Below are 17,291 nucleotides of genomic sequence, written 5' to 3' on the forward strand. Positions count from 1 at the left end.
GCGCCGTCGACACCGCCTCCCCCGGTTGCTCCGCCGACCGCCGGGCCGGCCGAGGACGGTGTCTACGGCCCCTCGGCCGGTTCCGCCCACGGTGGGACGGGCCACGGCGGTACGGGCGGCATCCCGAACGTGTCGCTGGACCTGCCGGGCGTGGCCTCGTCCGGGGGCGGGTCGGAGGTGATCCCCCCGCCGACGGTGCAGAGTTCGAGCCCGTGGACGATGACGATGCTCGACTTCTCGGACACTCCGCAGCCCGCGCCCAAGCCGATCCCCGAGCAGCGCGCGGCCGACGAGACGGCGCAGCAGCCGCCGGTCGAGCAGGCTGCGGTGAAGTCGAGGAAGCAGCGGAAGGCGAAGGCCGCGCCCGCGCCCGCCGCCGCCCCGGGCAAGGGTGCGCGCAAGCCGTCCCCGCTGATCCTGCTGTCCTGCGGGCTACTGGTCGGCGGCGCGATCTCCGGGTTCTTCCCGGCCATGCTGGCGGGCTGGGGGTTCGGCTACCTGTCCCGTCAACTCTCCGACCTGACACGGAAGTTCGTGATCCTGGGGGTCCCGCTGGTGACGATGAGCGCGAGCACGCTGTTCGCGATGCAGCGCGCCAAGCAGGCCGGCGCCGGCGGGGGCGCCGGGGTGCAGACCGGCTCACCGCTGGGCCAGTTCAGCTGGTCGATGGCCCCGGGGGTGCTGCGCACGGCGGCGGTGCTGACGGCGGTGGTGCTGTTCCTGCTGAGCATGCGTCGCCGCCCGCCGCAGCGGGGCTGAGCGCGGGGCCGGCCCCGCGCCCCGGGGGTTCGGGTGCGGGGCCGGATCCGTTTCCCGGCGACGCGGGACCGAGCCGGCCGGTGCCCGCCGCAGGTCAGCGGAGCGCGGTGAAGCCGGTGCAGAGCAGCCGGACGCTCCGGGTGAACTTCTCGTCCTGCCCGATCCGCGGGATCAAGTCGCCCATGACCAGCGGGAACTGCTCGCACAGTTCGGCGTAGAGCTCGGGGGTGATGGTCGGCGGGGCGGTCGGCTGGTTCTGTTCCTGGAGCACGAAGCCGGTGATGTGGCTGAGCAGGGTGTCGGCGGCGATGCCGCAGTGGTGGGCGGGCAGGCCGGCGTCGAGGAGGGTGCGCAGCAGGCGCTCCATCAGGCGGAGGCCGTCGGTGCTCAGCATGCCGGGGCTCTCGGCGAGGAGTTGGGCGCCGCCGGCGTGCTGCTTGATCTCTTGGCGCAGGGTGGCGGCCTGGGCTTCGACGCGGTCCTGCCAGTCGGCGTCGGGGGGGAGGGCGGCGAGGGCTTCGGTGCCCGCGTCGTACGCCCGGCGGCTGATCCGGTCGGCCATCAGGGCGAGCAGCTCGTCCTTGCCGCGTACGTGGTAGTAGAGGCTGCCGGCGTGGGCGTTGAGGCGGTCGGCGACCTGGCGCATGGACAGGTTCTGGTAGCCGACCTCGGCGAAGACGGCCATGCCCGCGTCGACGATGCGCTCCTTGGTGAGCTTCATGCGATCCACCGTACATCGTTTTCCAACACTGTTCGAAAACTGTGCTAGCTTTGTCTCATCAGGTTTTCGAACGGCGTTGGAAAGCGCCGTAGGCGGGGAGGGGCAGGACCATGGGGGCGATCCTTTTCAACGTGACCACGGCCGCGTTGATGGTCATGATGGTCAACTCCGGGCTGGGCGTCGTCGGCCGGGACACCCTGCGCTCGCGACCGCTCCCGTGGGCGGCGATCGCCCTGACCGCCGTCGCCGTCGGCGGCGTGCTGCTCCAGCTGGTGTGGTCCGGCGCCATGGACGCGCTGGACGCGGACCCGTCCAAGTCCGGCTGGTGGCGCGAGTTCACCTCGGTGTTCATGCAGAACGGCGGCCTGTTCGGCGGCCTGTGGAACCTCGTCACCCTCGCCGCCGTCGCCGCGCTCGCCCAGTGGTACTGGGGTGGCCCGCTGACCCTCGGCTTCTTCCTGGCCGGCATCCTGCTGCCCGGCCGCATCGACGACCTGCTCGGCTTCGGCGACGGCCCCAGCACCGACCCCCGCAACTTCGCCGGCAGCTCCGGCGCCACCTACTTCCTCGGCGCGACCCTCGCCCTCGCCTTCCTCACCCGCACCCGCCTCCCCAAGGAGATCGCCCTGGCGGCCGGCGTCCCGGTGCTCGGCCTCGCGATGTGGTTCGCCCAGGACAACGGCCACGGGCTGGTCTCCGTCTACGGCTTCGTCCTGGGCGGGGTGGTGTGGGCGGTGCGCCGCCAGCTGACCCAGCGCCAGGAGGCGCGCCGCCAGGCGGCCTGACGGTAGCGTTGGCTCCGGGCCCGTCGTCCAACTCCCTTGCGGGAGGCGGCCGGCGGGCCCTTTCCCGTTTCTGCTCCCGTTCCGCGACCCGGAGGTTCCCGTGGCCCGTCTGTACGTCCGTGCCGGCCTGGACCCGAGCGACCCGGGCGCGCAGGTCGCCGTCCTGGTCGTCGACCCCGACGGCGCCCCCGGCGAACGGGCGCTGGACCGGCTCGGCTCGTACTGCTACGAGGGCGACGGCGCCTTCTTCCTGCTGCCGACCGACGGCTGGGCCGAGCGCGGCCTGGACGGCGACCGGCTGACGGTGTCGATCGCGGTCTACCCGTACGCGCTGGAGCAGGTGGGGGCCGATCCGGCCGACTTCCCGGACCGCTCGGCCGTCGATCCGGACGCCGCCGTCGTGCTGTCCGCCGAGGCGGCCCTGCCGGTGCCGCCCGGCAGGCTCTCCGAGGCCACCGCCGTGTTCACCGGCGCGCCCGGCGTCCCGCTGGACGACCTGCTCGGCGCGGAGGACGACTGGCCGATGGTCCTCGCGGACGGGCCCGTCGAGGGCGAGCTGGTCAACTGAGCCGGGAGGAAGCCATGGTGAGGATCCCGTCGAGGACGGCCTCCGGGTCGTCGGTGGTCACCGAGTGCCCGGCGCCGGGGACGATCGCGACCCGGGCCGCCGGAGCGAGCCGCTGCAGCCGTTCGGCGACGGCCCGGGCGTCGTGCAGGGCGCTGCGCTCGCCGAGCAGGAAGAGCGCGGGGGCGCTGAGCCGGGCGAGTTCGGCGTCGTCGAGGGTGAGGGCCGGCGGCAGTCGGCGGCGGAAGCCGGTGGAGGCGCGCATCAGGGTCATCAGTTCGGCCTCCAGGAGCGCGCTGTTGCCGACCGCCCGGGCCAGCCGGGGGCGGAGCGCGCGCGGGGCCAGGGCGGCGAGGCCGCCGAGGATGAGCCAGGTGTAGAAGCGCCGGCCGACGTCGGCGAGGCCCGCCGGGTCGACGAGGGTGAGGGTGGCGGTCCGGTCGGGGTGGCGGAGCTGGTGGTGGAGGGCGATCCAGCCGCCGTAGGAGCAACCGACCAGGTGGGCGGCGGGGACGTCGAGGGCGGTGAGGAGTTCCTCCAGCCAGTCGGCGGCGTCGTGGCCGTCCCGGATCGGGGCGGTCTGCACGCTGGCGCCGGGTTCGCCGACGGTGTCCACGGCGATGACGGGGTGGTGTGCGGCGAGGCGTTCGACGTACGCGTGCCACATCAGGGCGTTGCCGCCGGAGCCGGGGAGCAGCACGACCGGAGGCCTGTCGGCGGGGTCGGCGGACTGGGTGGGTCCGGTGCGCTGGACGCGGGTGGTGCCGAAGCGGGTGGGGACGTCGAGCGCGGTGCGCGGGCCGGGCCAGAGCTGGGTCAGGGCGCCCTCGTACACGGTGCGGAAGCGGGCTTCGGCCTTGCCGTTCGTGAACTCGCTGATTCGCATGGTACATGTGTATCACATGCATGATACGGGTGTACCAAGAGAGGGAGGCCGAACTGTGGCCGAGAAGGTCGACCACGAGGAGCGCCGGCGACAGATCGCCGAGGCCCTGCTGCGGATCGCGGACACCGAGGGCCTGCAGTCGGCCAGCATGCGGGCGGTCGCCACCGAGGCGGGCGTCTCACTGCGCCTCGTCCAGTACTACTTCACGACCAAGCAGGGCCTGCTGCTGGACGCCCTCGCCCGGCTCGGCGCCCAGCTCCAGGCCCGGATGCAGCGGTGGATCGGCGAGGCCCGCGCCCCCCGGGAGGTGGTCACGGCGATCCTGTCCTGCATCCTGCCGACGGACCCGGAGAGCCGCCGGATCACCCGCACGTACGCGGCGTACTACACCCTGGTGCTCAGCGACCCCGAGGTGCTGGAGCAGCAGGCCGCCCAGCCGCCCGTCGTCCTGGAGGGCTTCCTGGTCAAGCAGCTCCGTGCGGCCCAGCAGGCGGGCGGGATCGCGCCGGAGCGGGACGTCGAGATGGCCGCCGCCGGGCTGCTGGCGATGGTCAACGGGCTCGGCTCCAGCGTTCTCGGCGGCCAGCGCACCGGAGAGCAGGCGCTGGCCGTCCTCCGCCACCACCTGGACGAGCTGTTCCGGCCGCCGGGCGGCCAAGACGCTCCCTAGGCCCTAGGCCCTAGGCCGTAGGCCCTAGCGGGCCAGGCTCCGGTACAGCCCGTTCGCCCACTGCTCGGTGAACCCGCAGAGCCGGCTGGAGTCGGAGCCCTTGGGGGACTGCATCACGGCCGAGGCGTAGCCGCCGTTGTCCGTGGGCCACTCGACGCGGCAGTAGACGACGCCGTTGTTGCTGGGCTTGGCGTCGACGTACTCCTGTCCGGTCACGGCGTCCGCGATCCGCACCGGTTGCGCGCCCGACTGGACGCTGTACGGGCCCCGGTACGTCTGCGCGCTGGCGAAGTTGTACGGGAGCTGGGCGTTGGCGTCGGTCCACCAGTCGCACCGGCGGCGTTCGGGCCTGATGTCCTCGGCACCGTGATTGGTGAGCCGGAGCCCGGCGACGACGTCGGAGGGGACGTTGCAGGGGCTCGGGAGGGCCGGCAGGCCGGTCGGCGAGCTCTGCGGCGGGCTGCCTGACGGTGGCGCGGAGAGGGCGACCCCGGCCCCGGTCGCGGACTGCCCGGTCTTGCCGTCCTCGGGCCGCGAGGCCACCAACAGAGCGATCGCTCCGGCGATCACGGCGACCACGACGACGGCGAGCGTGATCGCCAGGTAGGGCGGCGACGCCGAGGCCCCCGATGGTGACGTCGCCTCAAGATCCCCTTTCCAGTCGTCGACGGGCGTGGCCGGGGCCGGGGCCGCGGTCGGGGCCGGGAGCGGATGGTCGAGGGCGGTGGGACGGTCCGGGGCGGACTCGTCGAGCATCGCCAACGCCTGCGCGGTGCCGGGCCGTCGGTCCGGCTCCTTGGCCAGCAGGGCGAGGATCAGCGGGGCCAGCCGGCCGGCCTTGCGGGGCGGCGCGGGCGGGTCGAACAGGACGGCGGTGAGCGAGGCCGTCGCCGAGTCCCGGCGGAACGGCGAGACGCCCTCGACGGCCTGGTACAGGGTGACGCCGAGCGAGAACAGGTCGGACGCGGCCTGTCCGTCCATGCCGCGCGCCCGCTCGGGGGCGATGTACTCGATCGAGCCGATGAACGCCCCGGTCGCGGTGAGCGTCGAGTCGGCCTCGTGGACGGCGATCCCGAAGTCGGCGAGCAGGACGTCGCCGTCGTCGGCCAGCATGACGTTGGCGGGCTTGACGTCCCGGTGCACCACCCCGGCCGCGTGGGCGGCGGCGAGCGCCGTCAGCAGGGCGCGGGCGACCACGGCCGCCCGCTCGACCGGCAGCGGCCCGTCCGCGGCCAGCCGGTCGCCGAGCGAGCCGCCCGACACCAGCTGCATCACCATCCACGGCATGCCGTCCTCGACCAGCACGTCGTGGACGGCCACCACGTGCGGCCGGTCGCGCAGCCGGGCGGCGTTGCGCGCCTCGCGTTCGGCCCGGGCCAGCCGTTCGGCCCGCTCGCCGTCGGAGGTCGAGGGCGGCAGCCAGAGCTGCTTGACGGCCACGTCGATGCCCAGGGCCTCGTCGTGGGCCCGCCAGACCCGGCCGAAGCCGCCGGCGCCCAACTGTCGTACGAGCCGGTAGCGCCCGCCGACCAGCCGACCCGGCATCGCTTCTTCGGTCACGGCCCCGCCCCGCTCTCGATCGCCCCCGGCGCCCCCGATGTCGCCGACGTCCCGGCACCCCTGAGGCCGCCGTGAGCCGACAGTACGGGCACGGCTTCCGGTGGATCAACCGCCGGCGGGCAGCGCCTCCGTCATCCGGGCCTGCCGGCACCCCTCCCGTTGCGGGGGTTAACACCCGTACGGCGAGGGGTGCTCGCCCGGTTCTGCCGGCCGGTCCGGCGCACCAGACTCGGGGCATGCCCACACAGCCCGTGACGATGACCGAGGCCGCGCCCGCCCCCGCGCCGCCCGCCCCGCAACCGGAGGGCGGCGGCAGCGACTTCGCCCAGCTGAGCCGCCGGATCGCCGCCGAGGGTCTGCTCGACCGCCGCCCCGGCTACTACGCGGCCCGCATCGGGCTGGTGCTCTTCGCGTTCGTCGACGGCTGGTGCGCGCTGTTCGCGATCGGCGACACCTGGTGGCAGCTCGCCCTGGCGGCCGTGATGTCCGTGGTCTTCGCCCAGGTCGCGCTGCTGTCGCACGACCTGGCGCACCGCCAGGTGTTCAGCCGACGGGCGCCCAGCGAGATCGGCGGGCGGATCGCCGCCAACCTGCTGATGGGCATGAGCTACGGCTGGTGGATGAACAAGCACACCCGCCACCACGCCAACCCGAACCACGAGGAACGAGACCCGGACGTCTCGCCCGACCTCGTCGTGTGGTCCCAGCGGCAGGCCCGGCAGGCGAGCGGCCTCGCCCGGTTCATCGGCCGCCGGCAGGCGTACCTGTTCTTCCCGCTGCTCCTGCTGGAGGGCCTCAACCTCAGTTTCAACAGCCTCCGCGCGCTGCGCGGCCCCGCGGTGAAGCGCCCGGTGCTGGAGGGCGTGCTGCTGGTGGTCCACTTCGCGGCCTACTTCGGACTGGTCTTCGCCGCGCTGCCGGTCGGCAAGGCGATCGCCTTCCTCGCCGTGCACCAGGCGCTGCTGGGCGTCTACCTGGGCTGCGTCTTCGCCCCGAACCACAAGGGCATGCTGATGGTGACCCCGGGGATGCGGCTCGACTTCCTGCGCCGCCAGGTGCTCACCTCGCGCAACGTCCGCGGCGGCCCGGTCCTCGACGCGGTGATGGGCGGCCTCAACTACCAGGTGGAGCACCACCTGTTCCCCAGCATGCCGACCCCCGCGCTCGGCCGGGCCGCCCGGATCACCCGGGAGTTCTGCGCCGAGAAGGACATCCCGTACTACGAGGTCGGCCTGCTCCGCTCGTACCGGGAGATCCTCACCCACCTGCACCGGACTGGCGAGCCGATCCGCTCCGGGGGGTGAGGGTCCGCCGGGGCCGGTACGGCGGGATGCGCAGGAAGTCGGCCGGGTCGACTTCCTGCGCTGCGGCGCGGTCTACCCCTGGCCGCTCAGGCCGGGTAGGGCGTCGGGGCCGGGCGGAAGCTGGGGCGGCAGGCCGTCCTTGCCCGCAGTGAGGGTGTCCGGCATGGTGGCCGCGGTGCAGAAGCCGTACACGTACATGTAGAACGGCTGAGAGCTGTTGTTCCGCCCACCGGCGAGCCACCCCCTGGGGCCGTGGTCCCACCAAGGCGTGCTGATGGTCATGGTGAAGTCACCGGGGTGGCCGCCGCCCCCCTGGACACCGCCGCTGATGGCCATCTCACCGGCCGGACACTGCCTGCTCCGCACCGTGGCCTCCTGTCCCGGCTGGAGGCTGATGGAGTTCCCGACCGTGTGGAGCAGGAGCGGCTCGTCGGCGACCCGGGTGGGGCCCGCCTGGTCCGCGAAGGCGATTCCCGACCCGAAGGCGAGCGCGGCCACGACCGACACGACGATGACACGACTACGTTTCACGAAGACCTCCCGTACGGCTGATGAGTCGCGAGGCTTTATCACCGCTCGGGAGACCTCTCACCGCCCCGTTCACCCGGAGACAGCAAGAGGCAACGATTCGCCGACACCTGTTCGAGTGAGGTCGGACGGGCCGCGCACCACTCACCCCACGGGGCTGTCGGGGTCGTCCAGCCACACCGCCTGGCCATCCGGCGTGACGGTGAGCCCGAACCGGTCGAAGCCCGGGCGGCCGTGGGCGTCCCACCACTGCCAGGCGGCCTCCACCTCGGCCCAGAGGCGTCTGGGGCCGGACTGCACCACGGTGTAGGCGGTGCGGCCGGGCTCCCAGTCGACGGTGGCCCAGGAGGTGACGGCCGTGTCGTGCAGCCACAGGGTGTAGCTGCCGTCGGCGTACCGCTCGACCAGGGGGAAGGCGTCGGGCACCTGCACGCCGATCGCGAACATCACCAGCCAGTCGCCGAGTTGTTCGGGGGAGAGGGACGTCGAGGACTTCGCTCCGTCGGCCGGCCACGGGCCGGACAGGTACTCCAGGCTGCTCGGCCGGGCCGTGCGCTGGCGCCGCAGCCGCATGAAGGCGGACGACCCGACGAACCGGCCGCTCGCCGTGCCGTCACCGCCGACGGTGAGGCGGGCGATCGCCTCCCCGCCGTACTCGGGCGCCCACGGCGCGACGATCACGGCACCCGGCCGGGACTGCTCCACCCAGGCGTACGGCAGCCGGCGTACGGAGCAAGTGGCGATCACCCGGTCGAACTTCGCACCGGTGCGATGGCCGTCGGAGCCGTCGCCGACGACGCAGGTGGGGGTGAGCCCGGCGCGGGTGAGCCGGAGTCGGGCGTCGGCCGAGACCTCCTGGTCGATGTCGACGGTGACGACGTGGTCGGAGCCGAGCCGGTGGGAGAGCAGGGCCGCGTTCCAGCCGGTGCCGGTGCCGACCTCCAGCGCCTGGTGGCCGTGGTCGAGGGAGAGGGCGGAGAGCATCGAGAACACCATGGTCGGCATGGAGTTGGACGACGTGGGGATCGTGCCGCGCGTGAATCCGCTGTGCTCCCCGTCGTCCCACTGAGTGGTGAGCGGCACGTCGGAGTACACGGCGCGCCACCAGGCGCCCGGGTCTACGTGCCGGTTCACGGCCTCGCCCTGGCGGACGCCGTCACCCTGCCCCGGCCAGATCACCGCAGGCACGAACCAGTGACGCGGCACGGCGTGGTAGGACGCCAGCCAGTCGGAGGTGAGGGACCCGTTCGCGATGAGCGCGGAGGCCAGCCGGGCCCGACCGGCCTCCGCTTCGTGCTTCTCGCTCACGCGTCAGCGGCCCGACGCCGGGCCGCTGCCGTCCGAGGTGTTGCCGCCCTCGTCGCTGCCGCCGCCACCGTGCTTGTTGCCGCTGCTGGAGTCGTCCTGCTGGCCACCACCCTGGCCGGAGCCGGACCCGCCGCCGTGCTTGCCGTCGTTGGACATGGGCATGTGCGTCCCCTTTCGGAGGTGGCGCGGAAGGCCGCCCTCGATCAGCAAGCTAGGCGGGAGAGGAGTGGAGAGGGGCCGGTGATTCTCGAATATTCCGGCACCCGGTATCGGGGTTCGCAGGGACTCGAACGGCGCCGACTGGTGTTCGTACCGCGTCGTACTGGTCCTTCAGGCTCCGAGAATATTCGAGAATCACCTCTGACAGGTGGTGAGTTGGCGCCGATCATGGGAGTTCTCTGGTTGTTCGGAGAGAGGATTGGCCATGGCAAGGCGACTGCGGGTCCTTGGTAGCACTTCAGGTGTTGGAGACTGTCCCACGCTGTACGAGGATGTCGACACCGGTGAAGTCGTGGTCCAGGGAGACGCCGTGACGGACCCGGAGGACGTGGCGCAACTCAGGTACGTGAAGCAGGATGAAGGCTTCGTAGTCGTGCCTCGCGAACTGCTCGTGAGGTTCGCGCCGAAGGAGTCGACGCCCGTGCCGGATTTCGTGCCCCAGCAGAAGATCACCGAGTTCATCAACGATGGATTCGAGCACACCGCTTGGAGGTTGGAGACCAGGACCGGCTACCTCTCCGATAAGCAGATGCCCTCCTATGCCGAGTTTCTGCGTACGGGGGACACCGCCGGAGAGGTCGGGCATCCGTGGTTCGACAACGTTCGCCGGATGGTCGGCAAGGGGAAGCGGTTCGAGCGGGTGCGACTGGTGGACAACCCGCCGACCGAGGGGCAGCGGTACCTGCTGGCGTGCGCCCGGACCAACGTCGCAGCCGGTGAGGACATCCGGTGCATGTGGCGCGCGGATGCCGAAGCGGCCGGCCTGGGCGGGCTGTCGGACTTCTGGCTCTTCGACTCCCGCACGGTCGCCCGTTTCCACTTCGAAGGGGAGCGCACCGTAGGCATGGAGCTGGTCACCGACCCGCTGGAAGTCCTTCGCGCCTGCCAGGCCCGTGACGCGGCCTGGCACCACGCAACCCGCTACGCGGAGTTCCTGGCTCGGGTACCTTCCGCCATGTGAGCACCGACTTCCAGCAGGCACGGGTGGCTCTCGGTGCCCGGATGCGTGAACTTCGCACCGAGAGCGGTTTGTCCGGCCGTGCCTTGGCCATGCGACTGGGTTGGCCACAGTCGAAGGTCAGCAAGCTGGAGACCGGTCGGCAGTCGCCCACCACGGCGGATGCGGTGGCATGGGCCGAGGCGGTCGGCCGGCCCGATGCCGCTGTCGAACTGGTGGGTCGACTGCGGGCGCTGGAGACGCAGTATCGCTCGTGGCGGCGCCAACTGGCCGGTGGTGTCAAACCGGTTCAGGAGGCGCACGCCGCGCAGGGGGAGAGGACCAAGGACCGCCGGTCGTTCGATCCGACCCTCATTCCGGGCCTCCTGCAGACCGCTGATTACGCGCGAGAGGTTCTCACCCGGTACACCAGGATCCACCCGTCGGTTCGCGACGTCGAGGCCGCGGTGATGGCCCGTATGGAGCGCAAGCTTGTGCTCGGAGACAGGTCGCGATCCTTCCATTTCCTGTTATGGGAAGGAGCTCTCGTCTCTCGGCTCTGTCCTCCGGCCGTGCTGGCGGACCAGTTGGAGTCATTGGTTCCTATGCTGGCGAGAGGGAACGTTCGACTCGGGATGGTGCCGTTCGACGCTGACCTCAGAGTGCCCGCAGGAGTCGGATTCTCGATCCACGACGGCACGTTGGTGATCACCGAGTCCTGGCACGCGGAGATGTGGTTGGACGATCCCGCGGACGTTGCACTTCATCTCAGGGCGTGGGAGGCGCTGGCGGAGAGTGCCGTCTACGGCCCGGCAGCTCACCGGATGATCGCTCGCGCTTGTCAGGCGGTTCGGCGGGGCAGCTGAGGGCCTGCGGGCCGACTCGGCCGGAGGGGCCGAACCAGTTGAGCCGCAGGGCCCCGCAGCAGCGCCCCGTCCGTGGTCAGTCGCCGAGGATCCGTTCCCACAGCAGCCCGTCCCGCCAGCTGCCGTCGAGGAGGATCGAGGAGTGCGCGACGCCGTACGGGCTGAACCCGTTGCGGCGCAGCACCCGTTGGGAGGGCAGGTTCTCCAGTTGGGTGGACGCTTCGGCGCGGTGCAGCCCGAGTTCGTCCGCCATCACCCGGAGTGCGAGTCCGACGGCGCGCCCGGCATGCCCCTGGTTCTGGGCGACGCCGGCGATCCAGTAGCCGAGGGAGCCACGGCGCAGGTGTGGTTGCGGCAGGATGCCTCCGATGGTGATCTGCCCGATCACCTGGTCGTCGGCGAGTACCACGCCGGGCCAGACCGAGCCGGCTCGGTGGCCGGCCAGCAGCCGGTCGATCCGCTCCGCCTGGCCCTCGGGGGTGAAGAAGTCGGCGGGCTGGGCCGGCTCCCACGGCCGGAAGGCCTCGAAGTCCCGCACCCGGTGCGCCGCTATCGGGGCGGCGTCGGTGGGCTCGATCAGGCGGATCCTGGTGCTGCTGGGCATGGGCCGAACCTCGTCGCGGTGCGTCGGATGGGACGGCCAGCCTAGGCAGGTGTGACCTCACCGAGTCGCCGCCGCAGTGGAACTGCGGATCCTGGTGGAAGGCGGTGTCCTGACCGGCCGCGGCCGGACGGTCGCCACGAACGTCGACGGCGACTGGAGCCGCCCGCCGATCGACCTCTTCCCCGGGTTCCTCGACACCGCCCTGCGCCCCGCCGCCTGACGGCACCGGCACGCCCGACGGTGGTCAGAGGACGTCGGCGACGGCGACCGTGGTGGTGCGGTCGTCGGCCTCGGCGAGGGGGGTGCCGTCGGGGGCCCAGAGGGCGGCGCCGCCGCAGCCGGTCCAGGGGCCGGAGGGGCCGACGTGGTTGGCCAGGACGACGTGCATGCCGGTCTCCCCGGCGATGCCCGGGTAGACGGTGGCGCGCTCGTGGATGCCGCCTCCGGTGCCGTACAGGGAGCTGGCGAGGTGGACGTCGCAGCCGTCGGCGGCGCCGCGGCCGGTGAGGTCGGGGAAGTGGTTGTCGAAGCAGGTGGCGAGGGCGAAGCGGAGGCCGCCGAGCTCGAAGCGGCCGTCCTGGTCACCCGCGGTGAAGACGCCCTGCTCGTTCTCGTAGAGGTGCTGCTTGAGGTAGGTGGTGATCAGCTCGCCGTCGGGCCCGTAGACGTAGGTGCCGATGGCGGGCCGGGGCCCGGCGGCGGGGACGGCGCAGTTGAGGACGACGGCGGTGCCGGTGGCCCGGAGGGGTGCCAGGCGCGGGTCGTCCGGGGTGACCCAGAGGGTGGGGTCGGCCGCGAGGGCTTCGAGCTCGTAGCCGGTGAGCGCGAGTTCGGGGAAGACGATCAGCTCGGCGCCCTGGGCGCGGGCCTGCTCGGCGAGGGCGACGAGTTGCCGGACGTTGGCGGGCAGGTCGGCGGGGACGCAGGACAGCTGGGCCGCAGCGATCTTCATGTCGGCCAGCATCGCAGAAAGTGGGCCCGGCAGACTTCCCGCTCCGGCGGCCCGCCCGGCGACGTGGTCGCCGGCCGGCGCGCGGTGCCCGAAAAAATCTTCGCGGTCCGCGGCAACCCTTCCGGGGGCGGTGGCAACTGGATGGTGTCCGGACAGGAGGTCTGGTCAGAGGCAACGGCTGAAAGAGAGCATCGACATGTTCCCTCGCCCATCCACGTCGCCGGGGGCGTCGTCCGGTTCGGCCACTCCGGGGCGGCGGCAGACGCACCGTCGCCGTCGGCTGTACCAGCGTCGGAGTCTCTGGGCGGCCGTCGGCCTGGCGATCGTGGGCGGTTCCGTGGCCGTGGTCAGCACCGCCTCCGCGGGGACCGTGGACACGAACGCCTGGTACGTGCTGGTCAACCGCAGCACCGGCGAGGCGCTGGACGCCTACGGCTACTCCGCCGCCGACGGTGCTCCGATGGTGCAGTGGGCCCGTCACGACGGGACCAATCAGCAGTGGAAGTTCATCGACTCGGGCGACGGGAACTACCGGCTGCAGAACCGGAACTCCGGCAAGGTGCTGGACGACTACAACTGGTCGAAGAGCGAAGGCTCCGAGCTGGTGCAGTGGCGTGACCTGAACGGCGCCAACCAGCAGTTCCACCTGGAGAAGTCGCCGGACGGCTACGTGCGTCTGATCAACCGCTTCAGCGGCAAGGCCGTCGAGGTCCCCGGCGGCGACAAGGCCGACGGGAGCCACCTCGCCCAGTTCCACGACTGGAACGGGCCCCAGCAGCAGTGGAAGCTCGTCCCGGTCGGTAGTGCCGGTGGCGCCGCCGGCACCGCGGGCTCCGGCACCGGCGCCACGCCCACCACGCCGGGCGGCGGCGCTCCGGCGGTGAACTCCGGCAGCGGCGCCACGCCCGCCAAGCCGGGCGGCGGCGCTCCGACCAGCCAGGCTCCGAGCGGCACCCGGCCGACGTCGGCGGCTCCGGCGTCCCCCGCCGCTCCGGCTCCGGCTGCCGGTGGCGGCAACTCGGCGAAGAGTTTCATGGGCAGCAGCACCGTGCTCGTCGGCGGTTCGATGTCCGACGCCTCGGCGAGCGCCGCGCCGTTCGACGTGCAGTACGCCTATGTGCACAGCCAGCCCGCGCCCTCCTCGGACTACTACACGGCGGCCCGCTGCCAGGACGGGTGGTCCGGCTGGTGGGGCTGCTGGACCGGCAGCACCACGGCGCCCGGCACCTACGTGACCTACCGGGACGCCAAGGCGGCCCAGGAGACCTACCAGGGCAAGCCGCGCCCGCAGAAGTTCCTCTGGACCTGGTACTCGCTGCGCGACCTCGGCGACGCGGCGGGCGAGGGCGACGGTCCGGGCGAGGTCAAGGCCATCAACAGGGCCGACCTGCTCACCCGGTACCTGAACGACTACCGCTTCTTCCTCCAGAAGATCGGCACCTCGCACGACATGATCGACCTCGAACCCGACTTCTGGGGCTACGTCCGGTCGCTCGGCGACCCGCGCAAGGTCGCCGCGCAGGTCACCGCCGCGAACCCGACGGACTGCGGATCGCAGGAGAACAGCGCCGCCGGCCTGGCCCAGTGCCTGATCTCGATGGGGCACAAGTACGCGCCGAACACCGCCGTCGGAATGCACCTGTCCTGCTTCGACTGGGAGCAGAACACCCCGCAGTGCGTCAAGGACTACGCGAGCCTCGGGGCGCGGAACGCCGACTTCCTGGTCACCGACGTGTCGGACCGCGACGCGGGCTGGTACGCGCAGCCCGCCCACGGCGGCCTCGACAAGTTCTGGACCGACCAGAAGGCCGCCGCCCAGATGGCGTTCTACAAGACGATGGCCGAGTCGGTGGGCAAGCCGGTCGTCCTGTGGCAGATCCCCGTGGGCAACATGGCGCAGAACAACACCCTCAACCACTACAAGGACGACAAGGTGGACTGGTTCTTCGCGCACATGGACCAGGTGGCGAACGCGCACATCGCCGGCCTGATGTTCGGCTCGGGACAGCAGGAACAGACCTCGCCCGAGACCGACGGCGGCAACCTGATCAACAAGACGACCGCGTACCGCAACTCGGGCGGTACGCCGCTCAAGTAGCCGCCCGCAGCGGGAAACCGGGCGCGCAGAAGGCAGAGCCCCAGGCCTCGGCCTGGGGCTCTGCCCGTGGACGGAGCGCGCCGTCGTGGTGCTGGTCTTGCGGCTAGATGCTCGATCCGCCGCCGGAGGTGTTGTTCCACCAGGCGCTGTAGGCGTTCAGCGAGTACCGCTTCTGCACGCCGCTGGTGGAGGTGATCTCGATGCCGAACTGCATCGTGTCGAAGGTGGTGTTGCGCAGGAGGTTCCGCGACGCGGCCCATCGCCAGACCGCCGAGGCGTCGATGGTGCCGGTGTCGCTCTGCTGGGCGGGGATGAGCTGCAGGACGTTCCAGCCGGGATCGGCCTGCCAGACGGACGCGTACAGGATGCCGCCGATGGTCACGTTGGACGCGATCTGCCGTCCCCAGCCGCCGGCTGCCGTCCCGGACCAACTGGTGAAGACCATGATCTCGTCCTGGCTGCCGGTCGACCAGAAGTCGCTCGTCCAGTCCCACCAGTCACCGCCGGCGACGGACGCCGACGACGTGTTGTACCAGAAGCCCGCCGAGTTCAACTGCGACAGCGGGGTCTGGGGGCGGACCGAGGTGTTCGGGTAGGACTTGACCCCGCCGCCGGAGTGGGCGGCGTCGACGTACCAGGAATTGATGCTGTTGACGGTCTGGCACTGCCAACCGGCGTTCTGGCCCCAGATGTTGTTGTAGACCGTCCAGCTGCCCTGGGTGTACTGGCCCCCCTTGTCGCAGGTGGCGGACACCTGGGCCTGCGCCGGAGAGGCGAAGCTCAGGAACCCGGCGATCACGGCGACGGTCAGGGCCAGGCGACGGAGCGCGGCCGGCTTGCTGGTGATGGAGTTACGGGTGTGCCATCTCATGTGTCCCTCCAAGGACGGCGGTGTGGGGGTGGTTCCGGACCCGGTTTGGTGGGGGATCTGGCGTCAGCGAGGTGGCGCTCGCCAGCGGTCCGGGATCGGAACGACGCGGCTCAGCCCTGGGCGAAGCGGTGGTCAGACACAGATGCGAAGTGTCGAAGCGCTTGTGCCTGTGGACAGTAGTAATGGTGAGAAGACTCTGCACGGCAAGGCTCTGTGCAGGGGGACACACTTCTCTCACCTGCGGACTGTCGAACCTCTTTCGAAGGACCGTCGAAGCGCTTTGAACGGCCTCGGTCGCGCGAACCGCCGGAGCGGGAAGTCGACAGGGTCGACTTCCCGCTCCGGCGGCGCGGGGGTTAGGCGTGGTGGTCGAACTCGCCGGCCTTGACGCCGTGGAGGAGGGAGGAGAGGGCGCCGGGGGTGGTCTGGAGGATGAGGTGGCCTTCGTCGGACTCACGGAGTTCGACTGCCCCGTTGGCTGTACGGACCTCCACGCAGTTGTCGCTTGCGCCGGAGTAGCTGGACTTCTGCCAGGTGGAGTTAGACATCCTTACTTCCTATTTCTTCCATGATTGATCGGATGAGGGCTCGTGAATTCTCTTCAGAGAGGGCCGAGTGGTCCATCTGATCGATGAGTGCTCGAAACCTTGCCAGATGGGCTGGTGCGTCGAACATCCGGATGCCATGACCTGTGTCCATCTGGGCAGTGTCCAGCTCGGCGATCGAGCCCTGAGCGTAAGTGAAGTTCTCGCTGGGACTTGGAGCGAAGCTGGCGCCGAACGGCACTACACGGACCGAGATGTCGGGGTGCTCAGAGTCTGTGATGAGAGAGTTGAGCTGGTCCGAGTGGGTCTCCGGCCCGCAGAACTGCATTCGCAGAGCGGCCTCGTGGACGTAGGCGGTGTATGGCGTGTGCCCGGAGCGAACGATGCTCTGCCGCCGCATGCGGAACGCTGTTCTCAGGTCGATCTCGTGGCGGGGCAAGGGAGGGAAGGTCTGCGCGAACAGGGCGCGAGCATAAGAGCTGGTCTGAAGAAGGCCAGGAACGAAGGAAGTTGTATAGGTGAAAAGTCGATGCGCTCCGGCTTCGAGCTCTGCGACCTCAAGGAAGTCGGCGGTCACGGTGCCCTGGTACTCCTCCCACCAGCCGCCCTTCTCCCTGTCCGTGATGATGTCGGCGAGGGCGTCGATCAGTTGCTGGTTGGCGCACATGCACACTGCGGCGATCGTGTGCAGCCGTTCGACACTTATCCCGTTCTTCGCGCTCTCCATCTGCGTCACCTGGGCCGGATAGATGCCGAGTTCGCGGGCGAGCTGACTGCCTCCGAGGCCAGCTTGCTCCCGCATCCTTTTGAGCTCGGTACCGAGCCGTCGCTGTCGAAGGGTTGGGTTCGGTCGAAGTGCCATGGCGTCCTCTCTGCAGCGATGAGATCAGTGTGCCGCAGGGTTCCATGTAGCTGGAGCCACCTTCGGGGGAACTTCTCGACAGTCGTCATAAATTTCTGACAGCTTGCGCTATGGTCGGTGTCACGTCGATCCGACGGATCGTCAGTAATGCCTGCCAGCTTGCGCTATGGTCGGTGTCACGTCGATCCGACGGATCGTCAGTAATGCCTGCCAGCAAGCACCGCAGAGCAGCCATGCCCATCTGTATGGCC

20 protein-coding genes are annotated in these 17,291 nt (G+C 70.9%); 9 read left to right on the forward strand and 11 right to left on the reverse strand.

The window, feature by feature from the left end; translation table 11 throughout:
- Positions 1 to 219 precede the first annotated feature (219 nt).
- A complete protein-coding gene (locus ACZ7BZ_RS15555; RefSeq protein ID WP_470358794.1) occupies positions 220 to 759 on the forward strand; it encodes a hypothetical protein in 540 nt (179 codons plus the stop codon).
- Positions 760 to 853: 94 nt separating this feature from the next.
- On the opposite strand, the gene ACZ7BZ_RS15560 is transcribed toward ACZ7BZ_RS15555, so the two are convergent.
- On the reverse strand, positions 854 to 1,480 hold the full coding sequence (locus ACZ7BZ_RS15560; RefSeq protein WP_470358795.1) for a TetR/AcrR family transcriptional regulator: 627 nt from the start codon (positions 1,478 to 1,480) through the stop codon (positions 854 to 856).
- Between the two features lie 110 nt (positions 1,481 to 1,590).
- Here ACZ7BZ_RS15560 and ACZ7BZ_RS15565 point away from each other — a divergent pair, with 110 nt between their 5' ends.
- Positions 1,591 to 2,265 (forward strand): hypothetical protein, encoded by a 675-nt coding sequence (locus ACZ7BZ_RS15565; protein ID WP_470358796.1) that lies wholly within the window; start codon positions 1,591 to 1,593, stop codon positions 2,263 to 2,265.
- A gap of 100 nt (positions 2,266 to 2,365) precedes the next feature.
- Complete coding sequence (locus ACZ7BZ_RS15570) at positions 2,366 to 2,833, forward strand: hypothetical protein (RefSeq protein ID WP_470358797.1); 468 nt, start codon at positions 2,366 to 2,368, stop codon at positions 2,831 to 2,833.
- Here ACZ7BZ_RS15570 and ACZ7BZ_RS15575 read toward each other — a convergent pair.
- Positions 2,826 to 3,716 carry an alpha/beta fold hydrolase gene (locus ACZ7BZ_RS15575; protein ID WP_470358798.1) on the reverse strand — a complete coding sequence of 297 codons (891 nt, stop codon included), beginning with the start codon at positions 3,714 to 3,716 and terminating at the stop codon, positions 2,826 to 2,828. The two genes, ACZ7BZ_RS15570 and ACZ7BZ_RS15575, sit on opposite strands and share 8 nt — an antisense overlap.
- A gap of 55 nt (positions 3,717 to 3,771) precedes the next feature.
- Here ACZ7BZ_RS15575 and ACZ7BZ_RS15580 point away from each other — a divergent pair, with 55 nt between their 5' ends.
- Positions 3,772 to 4,386, forward strand: coding sequence for a TetR/AcrR family transcriptional regulator (locus ACZ7BZ_RS15580; protein ID WP_470358799.1), 615 nt, complete (start codon positions 3,772 to 3,774; stop codon positions 4,384 to 4,386).
- 24 nt (positions 4,387 to 4,410) lie between these two features.
- Here the strand turns inward: ACZ7BZ_RS15580 and ACZ7BZ_RS15585 are convergent, their stop codons facing one another.
- A complete protein-coding gene (locus tag ACZ7BZ_RS15585; RefSeq protein WP_470358800.1) occupies positions 4,411 to 5,946 on the reverse strand; it encodes a serine/threonine-protein kinase in 1,536 nt (511 codons plus the stop codon).
- Between the two features lie 236 nt (positions 5,947 to 6,182).
- On the opposite strand from ACZ7BZ_RS15585, the gene ACZ7BZ_RS15590 reads away from it, so the two are divergent.
- Complete coding sequence (locus ACZ7BZ_RS15590; protein ID WP_470358801.1) at positions 6,183 to 7,250, forward strand: fatty acid desaturase family protein; 1,068 nt, start codon at positions 6,183 to 6,185, stop codon at positions 7,248 to 7,250.
- Between the two features lie 72 nt (positions 7,251 to 7,322).
- On the opposite strand, the gene ACZ7BZ_RS15595 is transcribed toward ACZ7BZ_RS15590, so the two are convergent.
- The 3 genes from ACZ7BZ_RS15595 to ACZ7BZ_RS15605 all read right to left on the reverse strand — a co-directional run bounded on the left by ACZ7BZ_RS15595 (position 7,323) and on the right by ACZ7BZ_RS15605 (position 9,248).
- On the reverse strand, positions 7,323 to 7,781 hold the full coding sequence (locus tag ACZ7BZ_RS15595) for a hypothetical protein (RefSeq protein ID WP_470358802.1): 459 nt from the start codon (positions 7,779 to 7,781) through the stop codon (positions 7,323 to 7,325).
- 141 nt (positions 7,782 to 7,922) lie between these two features.
- Complete coding sequence (locus ACZ7BZ_RS15600; RefSeq protein WP_470358803.1) at positions 7,923 to 9,086, reverse strand: methyltransferase domain-containing protein; 1,164 nt, start codon at positions 9,084 to 9,086, stop codon at positions 7,923 to 7,925.
- Positions 9,087 to 9,089: 3 nt separating this feature from the next.
- Positions 9,090 to 9,248, reverse strand: a complete 159-nt coding sequence (locus ACZ7BZ_RS15605; protein WP_380460163.1) for a hypothetical protein — start codon at positions 9,246 to 9,248, stop codon at positions 9,090 to 9,092.
- A gap of 262 nt (positions 9,249 to 9,510) precedes the next feature.
- Here ACZ7BZ_RS15605 and ACZ7BZ_RS15610 point away from each other — a divergent pair, with 262 nt between their 5' ends.
- Together ACZ7BZ_RS15610 and ACZ7BZ_RS15615 are read left to right on the forward strand one after the other, a co-directional pair.
- Positions 9,511 to 10,266, forward strand: a complete 756-nt coding sequence (locus tag ACZ7BZ_RS15610; RefSeq protein WP_470358804.1) for a DUF6879 family protein — start codon at positions 9,511 to 9,513, stop codon at positions 10,264 to 10,266.
- Positions 10,263 to 11,108: a helix-turn-helix domain-containing protein gene (locus ACZ7BZ_RS15615; protein WP_470358805.1), complete on the forward strand. Its 846-nt coding sequence runs from the start codon at positions 10,263 to 10,265 to the stop codon at positions 11,106 to 11,108. The genes ACZ7BZ_RS15610 and ACZ7BZ_RS15615 overlap by 4 nt, the downstream gene beginning before the upstream one ends.
- 76 nt (positions 11,109 to 11,184) lie before the next feature.
- Here ACZ7BZ_RS15615 and ACZ7BZ_RS15620 read toward each other — a convergent pair whose 3' ends face one another.
- Complete coding sequence (locus ACZ7BZ_RS15620; RefSeq protein WP_470358806.1) at positions 11,185 to 11,712, reverse strand: GNAT family N-acetyltransferase; 528 nt, start codon at positions 11,710 to 11,712, stop codon at positions 11,185 to 11,187.
- Positions 11,713 to 11,788: 76 nt separating this feature from the next.
- Between ACZ7BZ_RS15620 and ACZ7BZ_RS15625 the strand changes: the two genes are divergently transcribed.
- A complete protein-coding gene (locus ACZ7BZ_RS15625; RefSeq protein ID WP_470358807.1) occupies positions 11,789 to 11,932 on the forward strand; it encodes a hypothetical protein in 144 nt (47 codons plus the stop codon).
- Between the two features lie 24 nt (positions 11,933 to 11,956).
- On the opposite strand, the gene ACZ7BZ_RS15630 is transcribed toward ACZ7BZ_RS15625, so the two are convergent.
- Positions 11,957 to 12,664 carry a carbon-nitrogen hydrolase family protein gene (locus ACZ7BZ_RS15630; protein ID WP_470358808.1) on the reverse strand — a complete coding sequence of 236 codons (708 nt, stop codon included), beginning with the start codon at positions 12,662 to 12,664 and terminating at the stop codon, positions 11,957 to 11,959.
- 337 nt (positions 12,665 to 13,001) lie between these two features.
- On the opposite strand from ACZ7BZ_RS15630, the gene ACZ7BZ_RS15635 reads away from it, so the two are divergent.
- Positions 13,002 to 14,762, forward strand: coding sequence for an RICIN domain-containing protein (locus tag ACZ7BZ_RS15635; RefSeq protein ID WP_470358809.1), 1,761 nt, complete (start codon positions 13,002 to 13,004; stop codon positions 14,760 to 14,762).
- A gap of 103 nt (positions 14,763 to 14,865) precedes the next feature.
- Here ACZ7BZ_RS15635 and ACZ7BZ_RS15640 read toward each other — a convergent pair whose 3' ends face one another.
- The 3 genes from ACZ7BZ_RS15640 to ACZ7BZ_RS15650 all read right to left on the reverse strand — a co-directional run bounded on the left by ACZ7BZ_RS15640 (position 14,866) and on the right by ACZ7BZ_RS15650 (position 17,040).
- Positions 14,866 to 15,633: a glycoside hydrolase family 12 protein gene (locus ACZ7BZ_RS15640; protein ID WP_470358810.1), complete on the reverse strand. Its 768-nt coding sequence runs from the start codon at positions 15,631 to 15,633 to the stop codon at positions 14,866 to 14,868.
- Positions 15,634 to 15,989: 356 nt separating this feature from the next.
- Entirely contained in the window at positions 15,990 to 16,181 is a 192-nt protein-coding gene (locus ACZ7BZ_RS15645) for a DUF397 domain-containing protein (protein WP_470358811.1), read from the reverse strand.
- Positions 16,174 to 17,040, reverse strand: a complete 867-nt coding sequence (locus ACZ7BZ_RS15650; protein WP_470358812.1) for a helix-turn-helix domain-containing protein — start codon at positions 17,038 to 17,040, stop codon at positions 16,174 to 16,176. Before ACZ7BZ_RS15650 ends, ACZ7BZ_RS15645 begins: the two co-directional genes overlap by 8 nt.
- Between the last annotated feature and the right edge of the window lie 251 nt (positions 17,041 to 17,291).

Source organism: Kitasatospora sp. NPDC036934, assembly GCF_055608425.1.

Coding starts and splice junctions, on each gene's coding strand:
- ACZ7BZ_RS15555 (WP_470358794.1), top strand. CDS start 220: ATGACGATGCTCGACTTCTCGGACACTCCGCAGCCCGCGCCCAAGCCG.
- ACZ7BZ_RS15560 (WP_470358795.1), bottom strand. CDS start 1,480: ATGAAGCTCACCAAGGAGCGCATCGTCGACGCGGGCATGGCCGTCTTC.
- ACZ7BZ_RS15565 (WP_470358796.1), top strand. CDS start 1,591: ATGGGGGCGATCCTTTTCAACGTGACCACGGCCGCGTTGATGGTCATG.
- ACZ7BZ_RS15575 (WP_470358798.1), bottom strand. CDS start 3,716: ATGCGAATCAGCGAGTTCACGAACGGCAAGGCCGAAGCCCGCTTCCGC.
- ACZ7BZ_RS15590 (WP_470358801.1), top strand. CDS start 6,183: ATGCCCACACAGCCCGTGACGATGACCGAGGCCGCGCCCGCCCCCGCG.
- ACZ7BZ_RS15605 (WP_380460163.1), bottom strand. CDS start 9,248: ATGCCCATGTCCAACGACGGCAAGCACGGCGGCGGGTCCGGCTCCGGC.
- ACZ7BZ_RS15610 (WP_470358804.1), top strand. CDS start 9,511: ATGGCAAGGCGACTGCGGGTCCTTGGTAGCACTTCAGGTGTTGGAGAC.
- ACZ7BZ_RS15620 (WP_470358806.1), bottom strand. CDS start 11,712: ATGCCCAGCAGCACCAGGATCCGCCTGATCGAGCCCACCGACGCCGCC.
- ACZ7BZ_RS15630 (WP_470358808.1), bottom strand. CDS start 12,664: ATGAAGATCGCTGCGGCCCAGCTGTCCTGCGTCCCCGCCGACCTGCCC.
- ACZ7BZ_RS15640 (WP_470358810.1), bottom strand. CDS start 15,633: ATGAGATGGCACACCCGTAACTCCATCACCAGCAAGCCGGCCGCGCTC.
- ACZ7BZ_RS15645 (WP_470358811.1), bottom strand. CDS start 16,181: ATGTCTAACTCCACCTGGCAGAAGTCCAGCTACTCCGGCGCAAGCGAC.
- ACZ7BZ_RS15650 (WP_470358812.1), bottom strand. CDS start 17,040: ATGGCACTTCGACCGAACCCAACCCTTCGACAGCGACGGCTCGGTACC.